The sequence below is a fragment of the Arthrobacter sp. zg-Y40 genome, assembly GCF_020731535.1.
Classification (GTDB): Bacteria; Actinomycetota; Actinomycetes; order Actinomycetales; family Micrococcaceae; genus Arthrobacter_B.
On sequence record NZ_JAJFZS010000004.1, the window covers coordinates 256639 to 272621 of the forward strand.

The 15983-nt window shown below is 67.9% G+C and carries 14 protein-coding genes; 9 read left to right on the forward strand and 5 right to left on the reverse strand.

From position 1 onward, the window contains the following. The first annotated feature begins 80 nt into the window (after nucleotides 1-80). Nucleotides 81-1082 carry a LacI family DNA-binding transcriptional regulator gene (locus tag LJ754_RS06175; RefSeq protein WP_227925950.1) on the forward strand — a complete coding sequence of 334 codons (1002 nt, stop codon included), beginning with the start codon at nucleotides 81-83 and terminating at the stop codon, nucleotides 1080-1082. 44 nt (nucleotides 1083-1126) lie between these two features. On the opposite strand, the gene LJ754_RS06180 is transcribed toward LJ754_RS06175, so the two are convergent. Then, the gene (locus LJ754_RS06180) at nucleotides 1127-2239 is read right to left on the reverse strand and encodes a GTP pyrophosphokinase (RefSeq protein WP_227925951.1); all 1113 of its coding nucleotides are present in this window, start codon (nucleotides 2237-2239) and stop codon (nucleotides 1127-1129) included. Between the two features lie 118 nt (nucleotides 2240-2357). On the opposite strand from LJ754_RS06180, the gene LJ754_RS06185 reads away from it, so the two are divergent. Genes LJ754_RS06185 through LJ754_RS06200 form a run of 4 tightly spaced genes read left to right on the forward strand, consistent with a single transcriptional unit; the run spans nucleotide 2358 to nucleotide 5557 of the window. Beyond that, nucleotides 2358-3143, forward strand: coding sequence for an alpha/beta hydrolase (locus LJ754_RS06185; RefSeq protein WP_227925952.1), 786 nt, complete (start codon nucleotides 2358-2360; stop codon nucleotides 3141-3143). A 35-nt stretch (nucleotides 3144-3178) separates the two neighbouring features. Beyond that, nucleotides 3179-4087 (forward strand): carbohydrate kinase family protein, encoded by a 909-nt coding sequence (locus LJ754_RS06190; RefSeq protein WP_227912570.1) that lies wholly within the window; start codon nucleotides 3179-3181, stop codon nucleotides 4085-4087. Between the two features lie 54 nt (nucleotides 4088-4141). Continuing rightward, a complete protein-coding gene (locus tag LJ754_RS06195) occupies nucleotides 4142-4678 on the forward strand; it encodes a YbhB/YbcL family Raf kinase inhibitor-like protein (protein ID WP_227912569.1) in 537 nt (178 codons plus the stop codon). Between the two features lie 27 nt (nucleotides 4679-4705). Next, complete coding sequence (locus LJ754_RS06200) at nucleotides 4706-5557, forward strand: HAD family hydrolase (protein WP_227912568.1); 852 nt, start codon at nucleotides 4706-4708, stop codon at nucleotides 5555-5557. Here LJ754_RS06200 and LJ754_RS06205 read toward each other — a convergent pair. Genes LJ754_RS06205 through LJ754_RS16920 form a run of 3 tightly spaced genes read right to left on the reverse strand, consistent with a single transcriptional unit; the run spans nucleotide 5478 to nucleotide 10104 of the window. Next, nucleotides 5478-6275: a phosphatase PAP2 family protein gene (locus LJ754_RS06205; RefSeq protein WP_227925953.1), complete on the reverse strand. Its 798-nt coding sequence runs from the start codon at nucleotides 6273-6275 to the stop codon at nucleotides 5478-5480. The two genes, LJ754_RS06200 and LJ754_RS06205, sit on opposite strands and share 80 nt — an antisense overlap. Further along, nucleotides 6272-7570, reverse strand: a complete 1299-nt coding sequence (locus tag LJ754_RS06210) for an alpha/beta hydrolase (protein WP_227925954.1) — start codon at nucleotides 7568-7570, stop codon at nucleotides 6272-6274. The genes LJ754_RS06205 and LJ754_RS06210 overlap by 4 nt, the downstream gene beginning before the upstream one ends. After that, nucleotides 7570-10104: a bifunctional lysylphosphatidylglycerol flippase/synthetase MprF gene (locus LJ754_RS16920; RefSeq protein ID WP_227925955.1), complete on the reverse strand. Its 2535-nt coding sequence runs from the start codon at nucleotides 10102-10104 to the stop codon at nucleotides 7570-7572. Before LJ754_RS16920 ends, LJ754_RS06210 begins: the two co-directional genes overlap by 1 nt. Nucleotides 10105-10230: 126 nt before the next feature. Here LJ754_RS16920 and LJ754_RS06220 point away from each other — a divergent pair, with 126 nt between their 5' ends. Next, a complete protein-coding gene (locus LJ754_RS06220; RefSeq protein ID WP_231706175.1) occupies nucleotides 10231-11031 on the forward strand; it encodes a glycerophosphodiester phosphodiesterase in 801 nt (266 codons plus the stop codon). Nucleotides 11032-11092: 61 nt separating this feature from the next. Continuing rightward, nucleotides 11093-12202: a glycerate kinase gene (locus tag LJ754_RS06225; protein ID WP_227925957.1), complete on the forward strand. Its 1110-nt coding sequence runs from the start codon at nucleotides 11093-11095 to the stop codon at nucleotides 12200-12202. Nucleotides 12203-12229: 27 nt separating this feature from the next. On the opposite strand, the gene LJ754_RS06230 is transcribed toward LJ754_RS06225, so the two are convergent. Beyond that, nucleotides 12230-13543 (reverse strand): uracil-xanthine permease family protein, encoded by a 1314-nt coding sequence (locus LJ754_RS06230; protein WP_227925958.1) that lies wholly within the window; start codon nucleotides 13541-13543, stop codon nucleotides 12230-12232. Nucleotides 13544-13682: 139 nt separating this feature from the next. Here LJ754_RS06230 and LJ754_RS06235 point away from each other — a divergent pair, with 139 nt between their 5' ends. Both LJ754_RS06235 and LJ754_RS06240 read left to right on the forward strand, forming a co-directional pair. Next, a complete protein-coding gene (locus LJ754_RS06235; RefSeq protein WP_227925959.1) occupies nucleotides 13683-14546 on the forward strand; it encodes an SDR family NAD(P)-dependent oxidoreductase in 864 nt (287 codons plus the stop codon). After that, on the forward strand, nucleotides 14543-15970 hold the full coding sequence (locus LJ754_RS06240) for an aldehyde dehydrogenase family protein (RefSeq protein WP_227925960.1): 1428 nt from the start codon (nucleotides 14543-14545) through the stop codon (nucleotides 15968-15970). Before LJ754_RS06235 ends, LJ754_RS06240 begins: the two co-directional genes overlap by 4 nt. Nucleotides 15971-15983 lie beyond the last annotated feature (13 nt).

Genomic DNA, 15983 nt, shown 5'->3' on the forward strand with positions numbered 1-15983 from the left:
TGCCTGTAAGGTCAGACTACCGGAGTTCTCCGGCAGATCAAGGCGCAATTAAGGCGCAGTCCACAGCGAAAGGACAGCCGGTGGAACGCAGGGCCACCTCCCACGACGTCGCTAAGGCGGCGGGGGTTTCCCGGGCTACGGTTAGCTACGTGTTGAACGGGCGGACCGGGCAGAGCATTTCGGCTAGCACCAGGGACCGCGTGCTGGCCGCCGCCCGCGAGCTTGGCTACATTCCCTCCACCGCTGCCCGCACACTGCGCAGCGGCCGCAGCGACCTGGTGCTGATGCTGCTCCCGCCGGAGCCGCTCGGCCGGGCGCTGGCCATCATCATCGATGCCGCCTCCGAATACGTGGAGCAGCACGGGCTGCGCCTGGTTGCACACCGGCTGCCGCGGCAGGGCGGCGCCGCGTCACTGGTGCATTCGCTGGCCCCCGCTGCGCTGATCCTCATCACCCCCCTCGAGGAGGCTGAGCTGGCGGGCGTGGAAGCTGCCGGGCTGCGTGTGGCCTCGCTATATCCGGCGCTGGATGATCCGCTGGGACCGGACCTGGGCATCGGCGCCCTGCAGGTGGCGCACCTGGCCGCGGCCGGATACCGGCGGATCGGGGTGGCCGTGCCCGCAGGTCCGGCGTACGCCTACCGGGTCCGGGTGCGCGTGGCGGCCATCGAAGATGCCTGTGCGCGGCTCGGGCTGCCGGCGCCCGCCGTCGAATACCTTGAACTGGACGCGGAACAGGCGCGGGCCGCCGTCGGGCACCTGCTGGAGGGGCCGGAGCCGGCGGAGGCAGTGTGCGCGTTCGACGACGACCATGCGTTTGCGCTGTTGGCAGGCCTTGCCGCCCGCGGACTGTCCGCACCGGCGGACCTGGCGGTGATGGGTGCGGAAGATATTCCCCTGGCCGGGCTCGCCGTGCCGCCGCTGACCACTGTCCGGGTGGATGCCCGGCTGCTGGGGGAGCGTTTTGCAAGGATGGCGCTGGGTGAGCCGTCCGCTCCGGACACCGGTGCCCGGAGCGGGGAACCGGCGGAACCGGCGGACATGCTGCCGCCGGTCAGCCTGGTCCGGCGGGCCTCGGCCTGACAGTGCCGGCTCGAGGATCCCGCCTAAGGGTGTCGACTAAGGGGCTAGGACTGTTCGGCTTCCCGGGCCCGGTACATCTGCATCTGCCGGTACCGCCGGCCCAGTGATTCACGCCGCGGCTTGACCGGTGCGTCTTCGGGTTCGGCGGTGAGGTCAATGTGCTTCTTGCCGAACCGCCAAAGCAGCAGGTCATCCAGCAGCCGGTCCGGACCCGGCGAGTAGCGGTGGTCCAGGGCCGCGCGGACCTTGGTGATGGCGTCTGCCTGCAGCAGTCCAGCCAGGTCCATGGTGGTCTTCATGCCGTGGGCAGCCAGCAGCTCCGCCGCCCAGCCCCAGTCATCGCCGGATTTCCGGTTCACGTGCGGCAGCAGGGTCATCCAGACGTGCCGGATCCGGTTCGGAGTCAGGGGAGCGCTGCCTTCCCCTTCCTCGTCCCAGAACCCGGTCACCGTTTCATAGCGCTCGTGCAGTTCGGCGAACGCCGTTTCCACGGTCTCGAGCATGGCCGCCGTGGAGGTGAACTGGCGGTCGAAATAGGGGCTCCAGGCCCGCGGATCCCCGGCCTTGAAACGGATGTCGTGTTCAATCTCGGACCAGGCGTGGGCGAGCACGGTACGGATCTGCACCTCGAACAGGTAACTGCCGTTGGGCCGCTGGTCCGGGTCCAGCAGCTTATGGAATTCACGCACCGTTTCGTTCTGGATGGTGCGCAGGATCAGGTGCCGGCTGGAATAGCCGTAGGTGCCGGACTCGATGGAGCCGATGTCCTTCTCACGGTCACCGCGGCAGTCGAACTCGGCCCGCTGGCGCTTGATGAGGTTCGCGGCCTCATCCACCTCGTGCGGGAGGGTCATAATCACGCGGACCCCCACCAGGTCGGTGAGGTTGCGCAACGGGTCCGGGAAGAGCAGCGTGGGCAGCTCTCCGGGGTTCTCCGCCGGCAGCGTACGGGCGGCCTTGGCCCGGAATGACTCCACGGTCTTGGTCCGGGAAGCAACAAACAGGGGCTGGACAGGGCTGTCCGCAAAGACGCTGCGCAGGTGCGCTTCCATCTCGGCGGTAACCGCTTCCAGGCCCGGGCGGACCCGGGCGTACTCATCAGTGCTTGCTTGGACAACCGGCCGCAGCCGCTCATCCAATGTGTCCCAGGCGCTCAACCGATGTCCCTTTCCCCTGCCGCCCGCCGGCCGGTGGCACCTTGATGGTGACACCGTGAAGGTCAAACCAGACGGTAGGCTCCCACCAGATTAAGCCCTACAGCAGCAAGGACCCCCCATGACCGAAGCAGCCCTGCGCGTCCCGTACGGTCCCGGGCCGGAACAGTATGCCGAACTAACCCTCCCGGCCTCAGGCCCGTCCGGCCGGGAGGGCGCCCCGCGCAACGGGACCGTCGTGATCATCCACGGTGGCTACTGGCGCTCCAAATACACCGCTGAGCTTGGCCGGCCGCTGGCCCGGGACCTCGCCGCCCGCGGCTTTGCCTGCTGGAACATGGAGTACCGGCGGGCCGGGAACGGTGGCGGCTGGCCGCAAACGCTCGAAGATGTCCTGGCCGGCATCAACGCCCTGTCCCCGGCGGCAGAGGCCGAGGGCGCGGACCTGTCCCGGGTCACCCTGCTGGGCCACTCGGCCGGCGGCCACCTGGCCGTGCTGGCCGCAAAAGCCGCCAAGGCCGAACCGTCCGCGGTAACCGTTACCGGCGTCGTGAGCCAGTCAGGGGTGCTGGACCTGGCCGCGGCGCACCGGCTGGGCCTCAGCGACGGCGCCGTGGAAAACTTCCTGGGCTGCCCACCGGGCCTGGACCCGCAACGCTATGTGGACGCGGACCCTATGCAGGCGCTGCCGCTGCCCGTACCGGCCTGGGTGCTCCACGGAGCGGAAGACACCACGGTTCCGGCAGGATTCTCCACCTCCTGGGCCCAGGCGGCCGCCGCAGCCGGCACCCGTGTGCAGCTGCGCACCATCCCGGGGGACCACTTCGCCATGATTACCCCCGGCACCGCCGCCTGGGCCGCCGTCGTCGAGGCGCTTCACGAAGCAGCAGGAAACCGGGTTCCTTAGAGAAACGGGTACCCGGCTCTGTTAGGTTTGACAGCATGCTTACAGTGATCGGTGAAGCCCTGGTGGATGAAGTGGTCAGCGACACTGCGCCGCGGCGCTCCCACCCGGGCGGCAGTCCCCTGAACGTCGCTGTGGGCGTGGCCCGGCTGGGGCGGCCGGTGCAGTTTGTGGGCCGTTTCGGCTCCGACAGTTACGGCGCCCTGATCGCCGAGCACCTGCGCGCCAACTCCGTGCTTACCGCCTTCGCCGCCGACGACCTGCCCACCAGCGTGGCCACCGCGGTCCTCGATCCGGCCGGCGGCGCCCGCTACACCTTCGACCTCGAATGGGAACTGCCTGGCCTGGACCTGCCGGTGCTGCTGGACGGCACCACCATGCTGCACACCGGCTCCATCGCCGCCATGCTCTCACCGGGTGCCGACCATGTGCTCCGCGCCGTGGAGCACGCCCGGCCCGCCGCCACCGTCACCTATGACCCCAACTGCCGGCCCTCCATCATCACCGACGTCTCCTATGCCCGGGAACAGGCCGAAAAGTTCGTAGCCCTTGCCGACGTGGTCAAGGCCTCGGACGAGGACCTGCAATGGCTGTACCCCGATGAGTCCCCGGAGGAATCCGCCCGCCGCTGGCTTGCCGCCGGGCCATCCCTAGTGGTCCTGACCCGTGGGTCCAAGGGGCCGTGGGCCGTGGCGGCGGCAGGGGAATGCGCTGTCCCCGCGCCCACGGTCACCGTGGTGGATACGGTGGGCGCCGGTGATTCCTTTATGTCCGCGCTGCTGGTGGGCCTGATGGACCGGGAGCTCGACGGCGGTGCACGGCGCAGCGATCTGGCGCGGATCCGCGTCGATGAGGTCGAGAAGCTGCTCTCCTTCGCCGCCCGGGCCGCCGCAGTGACCGTCTCCCGCGCCGGGGCGAACCCGCCCTACCGCAACGAACTTCCGTAAGTCCCCGGTTCCGGCCCGCGGGCCGCCCGGTCAAGAACCGCCAGAGGAGAAGCAGTGGAAAGCCGAGACCCGTACAAGGACCTTCCGCAGGTGCCGCAGTTCGCCGTTGAGAGCGAGGAATTCACCAGCGGCTGTCCCTTCGCGCCCGCCCAGTACAGCGCCAGGCTGGGTGTTCCCGGAGGCAAGGATGCCTCCCCGCAGCTGGCCTGGTCCGGGTTCCCGGAAGGGACGCGCAGTTTCGCCCTCACCATGTATGACCCGGACGCGCCCACCGCCAGCGGCTACTGGCACTGGGCGGCGTTCAACATCCCCGCGGCCGTCACCGGCCTCGACGGGGACGCAGCCAACAGCGGGCAGATGCCCGGGGGCACGGTGCAGCTGGCCAACGACGCCGGGTTCGCCGGTTTTGTGGGTGCCGCCCCGCCTGCCGGACACGGCCGGCACCACTACTACGTGGTGGTCCACGCGGTGGACACGGAGGAACTGGACGTGGCCCCTGACGCCAGTCCCGCCGCACTGGGATTCGCCCTGTATACGCATACCCTGGGCCGCGCCGTCATGGTCGGCACGGCCGAAATCCCCGCGGACTGACGCCGGCGCGGACGTAAGCTAAAAGGCATGCAGGAGCAGCGTGGCCCGGTGCGGCTGATAGCAAGTGACATGGACGGCACCATTGTGGGAGCCGGCAACAGTATCAGCGACCGGACGGTGCGCGCCTTCCAGGCCTGCCGGGACGCGGGGATCGACGTCGTTTTCGTCACCGGACGCCCGCCCCGCTGGCTGGATCCGCTGCGCGAGCGGATCGGCCACACAGGTACCGTCATCTGCTCCAACGGAGCCATCACGTATGACCTCGGGGCCGGGAAGGTGTTGGCCAGCAGCCTGCTTCCGCTTGCGCAGATGTTCTCCGCCGCGGAAGTCATCCGGGACCTGTTCCCCGCAGTCACCTTCGCAGCCGAAACCGTGGACGGGATCCATCTGGAACCCGGTTTCTCAGACACCGGATCCACCGAAATCCTCGGCGGCATTGTTCCCCGCCCGCTTCACGAATCCCTGAACGGCCAGGCCGGCGTGGCCAAGTTCCTGGCCCGTGCCTCCGGGATCTCGCCGGACGAGTTCCTGCACCGGGTGGCACCGGCGGTCTCATCACTGGTGGCCACCACCCACTCCGCACCCACCATGCCCTTGCTGGAAATGTCCCTGCCAGGGCTGAACAAGGCCGTCACACTCGCGGACTACGCCGCGCAGAAGGGGATCACCGCCGAGGAGACCGTGGCCTTCGGCGACATGCCCAATGACATCCAGATGCTGGACTGGGCCGGGCACGGCTATGCGATGGCCTCCGGCCATGCCGCAGCCCGTGCGGCGGCGGACTTCACGGCCCCCGCTTTCAACGACGACGGCGTGGCGGTGATCCTGGAACGGCTTCTCGGCGACCGTGCAGGCGCCGCAGAAGCTGGTGTGCGGTAATCACCACCGCCAGCCAGGCCGCTCCAAGGGTCCAGGCAACCAGAACGTCCGTAAGCCAGTGGTGGCCCAAATAGACCCGGCTTAGCCCCACGGCCAGGGTAAACACGGCGGCCGCCAGCACCGCAGCGGCCTTCGCGCGGCGGGTGTGCACATGCAGGATCACCAAATAGGCAAGGATCCCGGCGATCACGATTGAGTTCAGGGTGTGTCCGCTCGGAAATGAGGCGGAGGACTCATACGGAGGAACGGCGTCGGCCAGGTCCGGGCGGGTGCGCCCGATGATCGCCTTCCCGGAAATCGTCATCAGGAGGGAGCCGGCCGCCGCCGCTGCAGTGAGCACCAGCGGTGTCCAGGACCGCCAGCGCAGGCACATCCCCAGCACTGTCAGCCCGGCGATGATCGGCATGCCGATGCTGCCGGCCAGGTTGGTGAACCCCGTGACGGCGGCGTCCAGGCCGGGGGACCGCAGCGTCAGGGCGTATTCCAGAACCGGCCGGTCCAGGCCTGCAATACCGTCGGATTCGGCCACTGATTCGTAAACCTCGGCGGAGACCAGGGTCAGGGCCAGTGCGGGCACCAAACCCACGGCCAGGATCAGCAGCAGGGTTACATGCGGGGAGGATACCCGGCTGATCCACTGCAGCAGGTCCCGGATCCGGCTGCCCGTTCCGCCGCCGGTCCGGCCGGTGCGGGTGTGTGGTCCAGGGTCGCGGGTCATGGTTCCAGTATCCCAAGCCGGGTGCACAACCAGTTCAGGTTGTTTTCCAATCCGGCACCCCACACCTGCCAGGAGTGCCCGCCCGGAAGCGTCTGGAACTGCACATTGGCACCGGCCGCCGTGGCGTCGTCGTACACCGTCTTTCCCTCCGGCGCGTAGACCTTGTCATCCTGGCCGACGACGACGATTCCGGCCGTATCCGGAAACCGCATTGCGGCAAACAGGTCCGCGGCGTTCTGTTTCCGGAATGCGTCCTCGTCACCGTTGAAGTAGGTGTCCAACAGTTCCTGGTGGCCGCCGGCGACGGTCGGCTCGTCCTCCCCGGCGATATCCAGGAAGGTGGGATAAACCCCCGGATAGTTTGCGGCGAGCTGGACGGCGCACGTGCCGCCGTAGGAATAACCGCCGATCGCCCACTGCTGCGGCCCCGCGGTACCGGTGCCCAGATTGTCCTGTACCCAGGCCGGCAGGTCCTGGGCCAAATAGGTGGCCGAGTTGCTGACCGTGGTATCCAGGCACAACGGCCAGTTGCTGTTCCCGGCATTGCTGAGGTCCGGAAGCACCACTACCGGGGCCAGGCCGTGGTGCCGCGCGGCAAATGAATCCATGATCTCCGCCAGTCCGCCGCTGACCAGCCAATCCTCCGGGGACCCCGGCTGCCCGTGGACCAGAACCAGGACCGGCAGGTTCACGTTGCCCGGATCGGCCAGATAAGCCGGCGGAAGGTAGATCAGCGCCGGATTGGAGGTATATCCGGACCGGCCCCCCGGGATCTGCTGGTGGAACACCTTGCCGGCGGCAGGCATGCCCGGTGGCGCAGTCCAGTTTTCCACCGACGCCGCAGGCAGGTCCCGGCGGACCTCCGCCGGCCGCGGCAGCGGATCATCCGTGACCGGTCGCGGGGTGAACAGTGCGGCTACCGTCGGGTACTGGTGGTAGGCGATATTCACCGTGCCGGCCAGGGCCAGCAGCACCAGGACACCCGCCGCGACGCCGGCTATCCGCCGGCGGATCCGGATGCCCGGCGCGAGCACGCGCAACACCGCCAACTGGACCCCGAGGATGGTCAGGGCGCTGAACAGGTAGAGCAGCCGCGGCAGGGAAGCATTCCACCAATGGAATACATTCTCCGCCAGCACGTAGATCAGTGCGGTAAGGGCGCATGCCGCCAGCACAACGGCCAGGGCGCGCTTCCAGCCCAGGCGCTGCCCGCTGACGCCGAGCCAGACCAGGGAGACAGCGCCCAGGATCAGCAGGACGATCGGAAGGATGCCGTCGACCAGTGACAGGGACATCATCCTGTCCGTTCCACGATCCGGCGGGCGAGGACAAGCCCCTGGCCCAGGGACAGATCCGGAAGGTAGGCCCGGGTCAGGGCGTTGGCGATGGCCGGCAGTGCGGCCGGATCCGGGTAGGTCATAAAAAGCGGCACGTACTGCGGGGCGAACTTGGACTTGAAGGCCAGAAGGGAACGGAAGCCGTAAACCGGCTCAAGGGTTGCGCCGAGCAGATCCAGCAGACGGTCCATCACCGGTGAACCGTCGACGCCCGGCTCCCGGGCCACCGCCCGGGCCAGGGGTGCTCCGGAAAGGCTCAGGAACCGGCTCCCTTCATCCTGCAGGGACAGGGCTGCGGACGCGATCAGAAAATCCATTCCCAGACGGAAACCGGTACCGCGCCGGCGCATGAAGTCCAACGTCCAGCCGGCCACAATCCCGTCCCGGTACACGGGCAGCCAGGATGTCACGGCATGGACCGTTCCGTCATTGTCGACGGCCACCAGGCAGCGGACTTCCGGATCATCCAACTCCTGCAGCCCGCCCAAAGTGAAGCCCATTTCCGGCATCTTCTTATCTGCCACCCATTCCTCGGAGATGGCCCGCAACTGGTCCAGCACGGCCAGGGGAGCGGTGGGATAGCTGATCCACTGCGCGCTGATGCCTTGTTTCCGGGCAGCGTTCATCGCGGTGCGGATGTCTTGGAATTTCTTGCCCTTGAAAGCCAGTGAGCCCAGCGGAAGCACGGTTTCCTCGGCCACCTGCAGGGATAAAAACCCCAGCGCAGCAGTCAACTCACGCACCTTCCCGCCCACCGAGTAGAAGCAGGGCGTGATGCCGTTGTCCGTGCAGGACTCAGCAAAGCCCGCCACCGTCTGCTGAAGTTCACCGGGCGGCCCCACGGGGTCTCCCACCGTGACCGCCACGCCGCTGTCCACCCGATAGGCCACATAGGAGTTGCCGGTGGGGGAAAACCAATAGGTGTTGCCCTGCCAGAGGGTCATCCAGGCCATGGTGCTTCCACCATGGGTCTTCAGCAGCGAACGGGCCCGCTCTTCATCCCGGGCTGTCAGGTTCCGTGGCGGGACCAGGAAGGAACGCAGCAGGAGCAGGCAGGTTAATACCCAGAACAACACGCCCACGCCTTCGTAGACCAGGACGGCGGGAAGACTCTCCGGGTCAAGGGCAGGCGTACTGTAGGCCACCTCGGCAATGGGAAGAAACCGCCCGGGCAGGTCCGCTGCGAGCAGCCCCAGGGTGGCAGCCGGGCTGAAACCGTCGCGGTTCAGCAGTCCGGCAACGAGATACAGAGAGGCCAGCACCGCCGCGGATGTCCCGACAGCCGCGGCCACCCGGCGGTAGGTTCCGTCGGGGGCGCGGGCCGGAAACAACCGGCGGGTGAAAAGCAGCAGCACAAAGACCGCCAATGGAACCACCATGGGCAGGACCAGCGCAATGACAAGGCCTGGTCCCGGCGGCAGGAGGGCAAGCTCACCTCGGGCGAGGGCCCGCCCGAGCCGGACGGTGGCCAGCACCGTCATGGTGCCCTGCAGCAGCAATGCTGCCAGCCAGGCAAACCGGCGGCCGCGCCGCAGCCCCTCGGAGAAGGTGGCCAACAGGACCTGGGGCAGGACGGCCAGGAAGAACCCGGCCGGTCCGGCGCGCAACTGGATGCGGGCCACGGCGCACTCGCGGGCGGCGGCAGATCCATTGCAGAGCTCCGCCAACTCGTTCGGAGTATTCACCTCGACGCTGGTGAACAGATACCGCAGCACTGCAAGCGGTCCCACTGCGGAGGTGCTGAGCGCGGCAATAACGGGTCCGACGGCGGAGGCAAGGACCACCAGCGCCACCAGGACTGCGGCCTCGCGCCGGCTGGTGACCAGCCGCTCCGGGACCGTGGGCCGCCGTCCGGCCAGGAACGGTCCCATGAACGCACCCGTAACGGCCGCGCCCAGGACCATCAGGTCTGTGAACCTCCCGGCGTAAAGGGCCAGCAATACCAGCAGGGTGAACATGGTGATCCGCAGGCGCCTGCGCCACAAAGTGCTGACCTGGGCGCTGGCTGCGGCCACAACCGCGGCGATGAAGGCAAGCGGACCAACATAGGATTCGGACACCAATGCGCGGGACCAGTCACCGATCGAGGCACTGGTGGCAGACGCGAAACCGATGGCAAGCAGCGCGCCAGCAATCTGCCCGGTGAAACCAACCATAAGGAACCGTCCGGTGCCCAGCAGCCGCTCGCAGGACAAACCGGCCATCAGGGCCAGCAGCGTACCGCCTATATAGCCTCCGATTCCGCTGGCCCAGAGACAGCACAGGAGCAGGGCCGCCGGGTTCCCGGTTAAGGTATGCGCGGAAAGGGTGGCCCAGTCCTGCAGGGGCCCTTCCGGGCCCGTAACCAGCGAGGAAGTGAGCGCTCCGAGCACCCAGAAGGAGGCAATAAAAACCAAGGTGGCCGGCGACCGCCGGACACTGCCCCGAAGCCACTGCAGCGGCCAGTGCACAAACCGCTCAAAGCGGCGTGGGGCGGGAAGAACGTCAGCCACGGAACCTCCATCAGCCCGGAGCCAGCCGGGGTCGGGGTCCTGCCATTCTAGGGCCGCGGAGTCCGGGAGCGGTGCTGCCCGGCCCAGTGCGTGCCGCAGGTTGGATAAAGTACGAGCGTGAACGCAATGCATGCGTACTTCCGTGCGCCCCGTGACAATCCGCCGTCCGGCGCAGCGGACCGGCCCGAGCCCATTGCCCTGGCGCACCGCGGCTTTTCTCCGGACGGGTACGAGAACACACTCGCCGCGTTCCGCGCCGCCGCCGACCTAGGCATCAGCTACCTGGAAACGGACGTGCGCACCAGCCGGGACGGCGTCCTGATGGCCTTCCACGACGAGACGGTGGACCGGATTTCCGGGGGAGTGGCGGGAAAGATCAGCCAACTCACCAGCCGTGAGCTCAACGAGGTCCTGGTGGCCGGCTCCGAACGGATCCCCACTTTCGAGGAACTGCTGACCGAATGGCCGGATATGCGGCTGAACGTGGATGTCAAGGACGCACCAGGCGCAAAACTGCTCGCCGCGCTGATCGAAAAACACTCGGCGCAGGACCGGGTGCTGGTGGCGTCCTTCTCGGACCGACGCCGCCTCCGCACACTGAAGCACCTGGGCCGGCCCGCGGCCAGCTCGGCGGGCACTGCCCTGACCGTCCTGTTGCGGCTGCTGGCGCCGCTAGGCGCCGCCGGCCTGGTATCCCGGCTGGGCCGGTTCCAATGCATCCAGGTGCCGGTGGCATTCGGACCGGTCCGCGTGGTCACCTCGTCCTTCCTGAGCCGCTGCCACCGTGCCGGATTGCAGGTCCATGTGTGGACCGTCAATGACGAAGAGACCATGAACCGGTTGCTGGACCTGGGTGTGGACGGCATCGTCTCGGACCGGTCAGACCTCCTGGTGAAGGTGCTCAAGGACCGCGGGCAGTGGCGGTAGGGGCGCGGCGGCGTCGAAGACAGGTAGCCGCCATGTCACCCCCGGCTGGCAGGATGAAGACATGCGCGTAGTTATTGCCCCGGACAAGTTCAAAGGCTCCCTCACCTCCGCAGAAGCCGCGGCAGCCATGGCTGAGGGAGTGCTCGCGGTGTACCCCGAGGCCACCGTGACGGTGGTTCCGGTGGCCGACGGCGGCGAGGGCACCTTGGATGCCGCGTTGGGCGCCGGTGCCGAACCCCGCACGGCCCGCGTCACGGGGCCGCTGGGCCGGGACACCACGGCCGTCTGGGCCCTGTCCGGCGACACGGCCCTGATCGAAACCGCACGCGCCTCGGGGCTGGTCCTGCTGGATCCTTCCCCGGAAACGGCACTGGCTGCAGGCAGCTACGGCAGCGGACAGCTGATCGCCCACGCGCTGGATGCGGGGGCGAAAACCATCATCCTGGGCATCGGCGGTTCGGCCATGACCGACGGCGGATCCGGGGCACTGTGCGCGCTGGGCCTGAAGATCCTGGACCGGGATGGAAATCCTGTGCCGCCCGGCGGCGCGGGGTTGCTGAACGCGGCATCAGTGGACGCGTCCGGACTGGATCCGCGGCTGGCGGGGGTGGACCTGCGGATTGCCGCCGACGTCCGGAACCCGCTCCTGGGTTATGAAGGAACGGCGGCGGTCTTCAGCGGCCAGAAAGGCGCGGGCGCAGCGGAGCAGCAGCTGCTCGAAGAGGCGCTGGACAACTGGGCGCGGCTCCTCAAGGAGGCCACCGGCGTCGACGTCGATGTCCCCGGGGCGGGTGCGGCCGGCGGCTTCCCCTCGGGGTTCCTGGCCTTCACCGGGGCATCCCTGCACCCGGGATTCGAACTGCTCTCGGCCTTCACCGGACTTGATGAATCATTGACCCGCTGCGATCTGGTCCTCACCGGCGAAGGCTCCCTGGACAACCAGTCCCGCTACGGGAAGGCTCCGCTGGAAGTTGCGGCCCGGGCCCGGGATGCCGGTATTCCCGTGGTTGCCGTGGCCGGGCAGATCACACTGACCCCGGACCAACTGCAGGAGTACGGGATTGTTGCGGCCGTCAGCCTGCTGGATGTGGTGCAGCGGCCGCAGGATGCAATGTCCCAGGCGGCAAAATACGTTGCCTGGGCAACCCGGCAGGTCCTCGAAGGCGCCTGAGCGCCCGCGGCCGCCGTTCCGCCGCCGTTAGCCCAGCCGGCTGGGGGTGGCCCCGGCGTCCTCCGCCGGCTCGTCGGGGTCGGTGCCCCGCCAGCGGGCGATGGCCTGCATGCCGTGGTAGGCCACCAGGGTCGCGCCGGTGCCCAGGGCAATGCCGCCGAAAGTCAGGTCCCCAATGACCCAGGTGAAGTCCGCGATGGCCACGATAAGGCCAAGGCCGGCGGCGGACAGGTTGATCGGGTTGGAGAAGTTCACCCGGTTATCCACCCAGATCCGCACACCCAGGATGCCGATCATGCCGTACAGCACGACGCCGGCGCCGCCGAGCACACCGGGCGGAACGGTGGCGATGAGCGCACCGAACTTCGGGAACAGGCTGAGCAGGACGGCCACAATGCCGGCCACCCAGTAGGCCGCGGTGGAGTACACCCGGGAGGCGGCCATCACGCCGATGTTCTCGGCATAGGTGGTGGTGGCCGAACCGCCGCCTGAACCGGCCAGCATGGTCGCCAGGCCATCGGCCATCAGCGCCCGGCCCGCGTACGGGTCCAGGTCCCGGCCGGTCATGGCGGCCACGGACTTCACATGCCCGACGTTCTCGGCCACAAGCACCAGCACCACCGGCACGAACAAGCCGATCACGGAGAAGTGGAAGCTCGGCGCGTGGAAGTCCGGCAGGCCGAACCAGGCCGCGGAACTGATCGCCTCGAAATCCACTTCGCCGCGCAGCATGGCCACCCCGTAGCCGGCCAGGACGCCGATCAGGATGGACAGCCGGCCGAAGAATCCGCGGAAGAGGACCGTGGCCAGCAGGATCACGGCCACCGTGACCACAGCCGTCACCGGCCCCTTTTCGAAGTTGGTCCGGGCCGAGCCGGCCAGGTTCAACCCGATCAGCGCCACGATGGTACCGGTGACCACCGGCGGCATCAGGAGCTGGATCCAGCGCGTGCCGGCCACCTGCGCGGCCAGGCCGATGAGGAACAGCGCCGCGCCGGCCATGATGATGCCGCCCAGCGCACCGCCGGGCCCGTGCTGGCTGGTGGCCGCGGTGATGGGGGCGATAAAGGCGAAGGAGGAACCGAGGTAGCTGGGCACTTTTCCGGCGGTGATGATCAGGAACAGGATCGTACCGATACCGGAGAACAGCAGGGTGGTGGCAGGCGGGAAGCCGGTCAGCAGCGGAACCAGGAACGTCGCGCCGAACATCGCCACAACGTGCTGGGAACCAATGCCGATGGTGCGCGGCCAGCTCAGGCGCTCCTCAGGGGCAACATAGGCGCCGGGCTTGATGGTCTTACCGTCTCCATGGAGGGTCCAGGCCGTACCGAATCTGCTCATGGTTGTGCCTTCCGAAGACAGGGGGTTTTACCAAAATTCTAACCGGCAACGATTGCCGGGATGTTACGTTGCAATAAGACCCGCGCGCCGCGCGGACCGGTCACAACGTTGAATCCGTACCGCTAGACGATGGAGCAGCATGAGCATTTCAGTTTCAGGACGGGTGGTCCTTATCACGGGCGCGGCAATGGGCATGGGCAGGCTTTATGCCGAACGCGCCGTCCGTGAAGGCGCGGCCGCGGTGGTGCTGTGGGACCTCAACGCCGAGGCCTTGGAAGGCACCGCCGCCGAACTGCGCGAGCAGGGCGCATCGGCTGTCTACCCCTATCCGGTGGACGTCAGTTCACTGCCGGACATTGAGGCTGCGGCGGAAAAGGTGATCCGCGACGCCGGCGTTCCGGACATCCTCATCAACAACGCGGGCATTGTGCGCGGCAAATACTTCTGGGAGCACGCCCCGAAGGCAGACATCAACGCCGTGATGGCCGTGAACACCCTGGCACCCATGCAGGTGACCCGGGCCTTCCTGCCCGGGATGATCGAACGCCGCACCCCGGCCCGGATCCTCAACGTTGCCTCCGCCTCAGGCACGCTGTCCGTGCCCAAGATGAGTGTGTACACGGCGTCGAAATGGGCCGTGATCGGCTGGAGCGACTCCATGCGCCTGGAGCTGAATGAATCCGGCAACGGCCACGTGGCCGTCACCACCCTGATCCCCAGCTACATCAAGACCGGGATGTTCGAAGGTGCCCGCGGGCCGCTGCTGACCCCGCTGATGGAACCGCAGCACGTGGTGGACCGGGCCTGGGGGGCGATGCTGGCCGGCAAGGCACGGATCCAGCTGCCGTGGACCGTGGCCCTGGGCAGTGCCCTGCGCAATGTGCTGCCGCAGCCGGCCTGGGACGTGGTGGCCGGCCGTGTTTTCAAGGTTTACCAGTCCATGGACCACTTCACCGGACGGAAACCGGCGGCGGATGGCGCAAAGGAAGAGGCCAAGGCATGAGCGAAATGGTTTCCGCCTTCCCGGACCCGGAATCCTCCCTTTCCGCCGAATCCCCGGCAGTGGTGCCGGCCGTCCTGGCGCGGGTCCGGAAGGCCTACGCATCCGGGCGCACCCGTCCGCCGGCGTGGCGGCGCGCCCAGCTCACGGGCCTCATCCGCCTGTTCCGGGAACGCGAACAGGAGCTGGCGGACGCACTGGCAGCGGACCTGGGCAAGAACCCGCTGGAAAGCTACGTCACGGAACTGTCTCTGGTCCGGGCCGAGGCCGAGCACGCGCTGAAGCACCTGGACAAGTGGACCCGCAGCCGCCGGGTTCCGGTGCCGCTGGGGCTGCTGCCTGCGTCGGCGAAAACAGAGCCGCAGCCGCTGGGTGTGGTGCTGATCATCGGGCCGTGGAACTATCCGGTGCAGCTGGTGCTGGCCCCGCTGGTGGGCGCCCTGGCGGCCGGTAACGCGGCCGTGCTCAAGCCCAGCGAACTGGCCCCGGCCACCTCTGCGGTACTCGCCGACCTGGTACCGCGTTACCTGGATTCCGACGCCGTCGCGGTGGTCGAGGGCGGGCAGGACATCAGCACCGCACTGCTCAAGGAACGCTTTGATTCCATCTTCTTCACCGGCGGGGAGCGTGTGGGACGGATTGTGCTGCAGGCAGCAGCCGAGCACCTGACTCCGGTCACCCTGGAGCTGGGCGGCAAATCCCCAGCCGTGGTGCTGGACGGCAACTGGGCCGGCGTCGCCCGGCGTCTGGTGTTCGGCAAGCTGCTCAACGCCGGACAGACCTGCGTGGCGCCGGACTACGTGCTGGTCACCGAGGAAGCCGCGCCCGCACTGCGCAAACACCTCGTCAAGGCCGTGGCGGAACTGTTCGGGAAGGACCCGGCCAAGAGCAGGGACTTCGGCCGGATCGTGAATGAACAGCACTGGGAGCGGCTGGTGGGGCTGCTGGACAGCGGGACAATCCTGGCCGGCGGCCGCAGCGACCGTGCCGGCCTGTATCTTGAACCGACCATCCTTACGGACGTGGATCCGCAGTCGCCGGTGATGCAGGAAGAGATTTTCGGACCCATCCTGCCCGTGCTGACTGTGAAGGACCTGGACGAGGCGATGGAGTTCATCAACGCCCGCCCGGTTCCGCTCTCCGCCTACCTGTACACCAATTCGGCAGCTGCGCGGCAGGCGTTCGAGGCCGGCGTGCGGGCAGGCAGCATCAACCACAACGCCAGCACCGTGCAGCTGGCCGTGCCGGGGCTGCCGTTCGGCGGCGCCGGGGCCAGCGGCACCGGCGCGTACCACGGGAAGTACTCCTTCGATACGTTCAGCCAGCTGCGCCCGGTCTTCAGCAAGGGGACCCTGCTGGATACGCTCCGGTTCGCGTACCCGCCGTACAACGGAGTGAAGAAACAGATCCTGCGCCGGCTGCTCTAGCGCCCGTTAACGG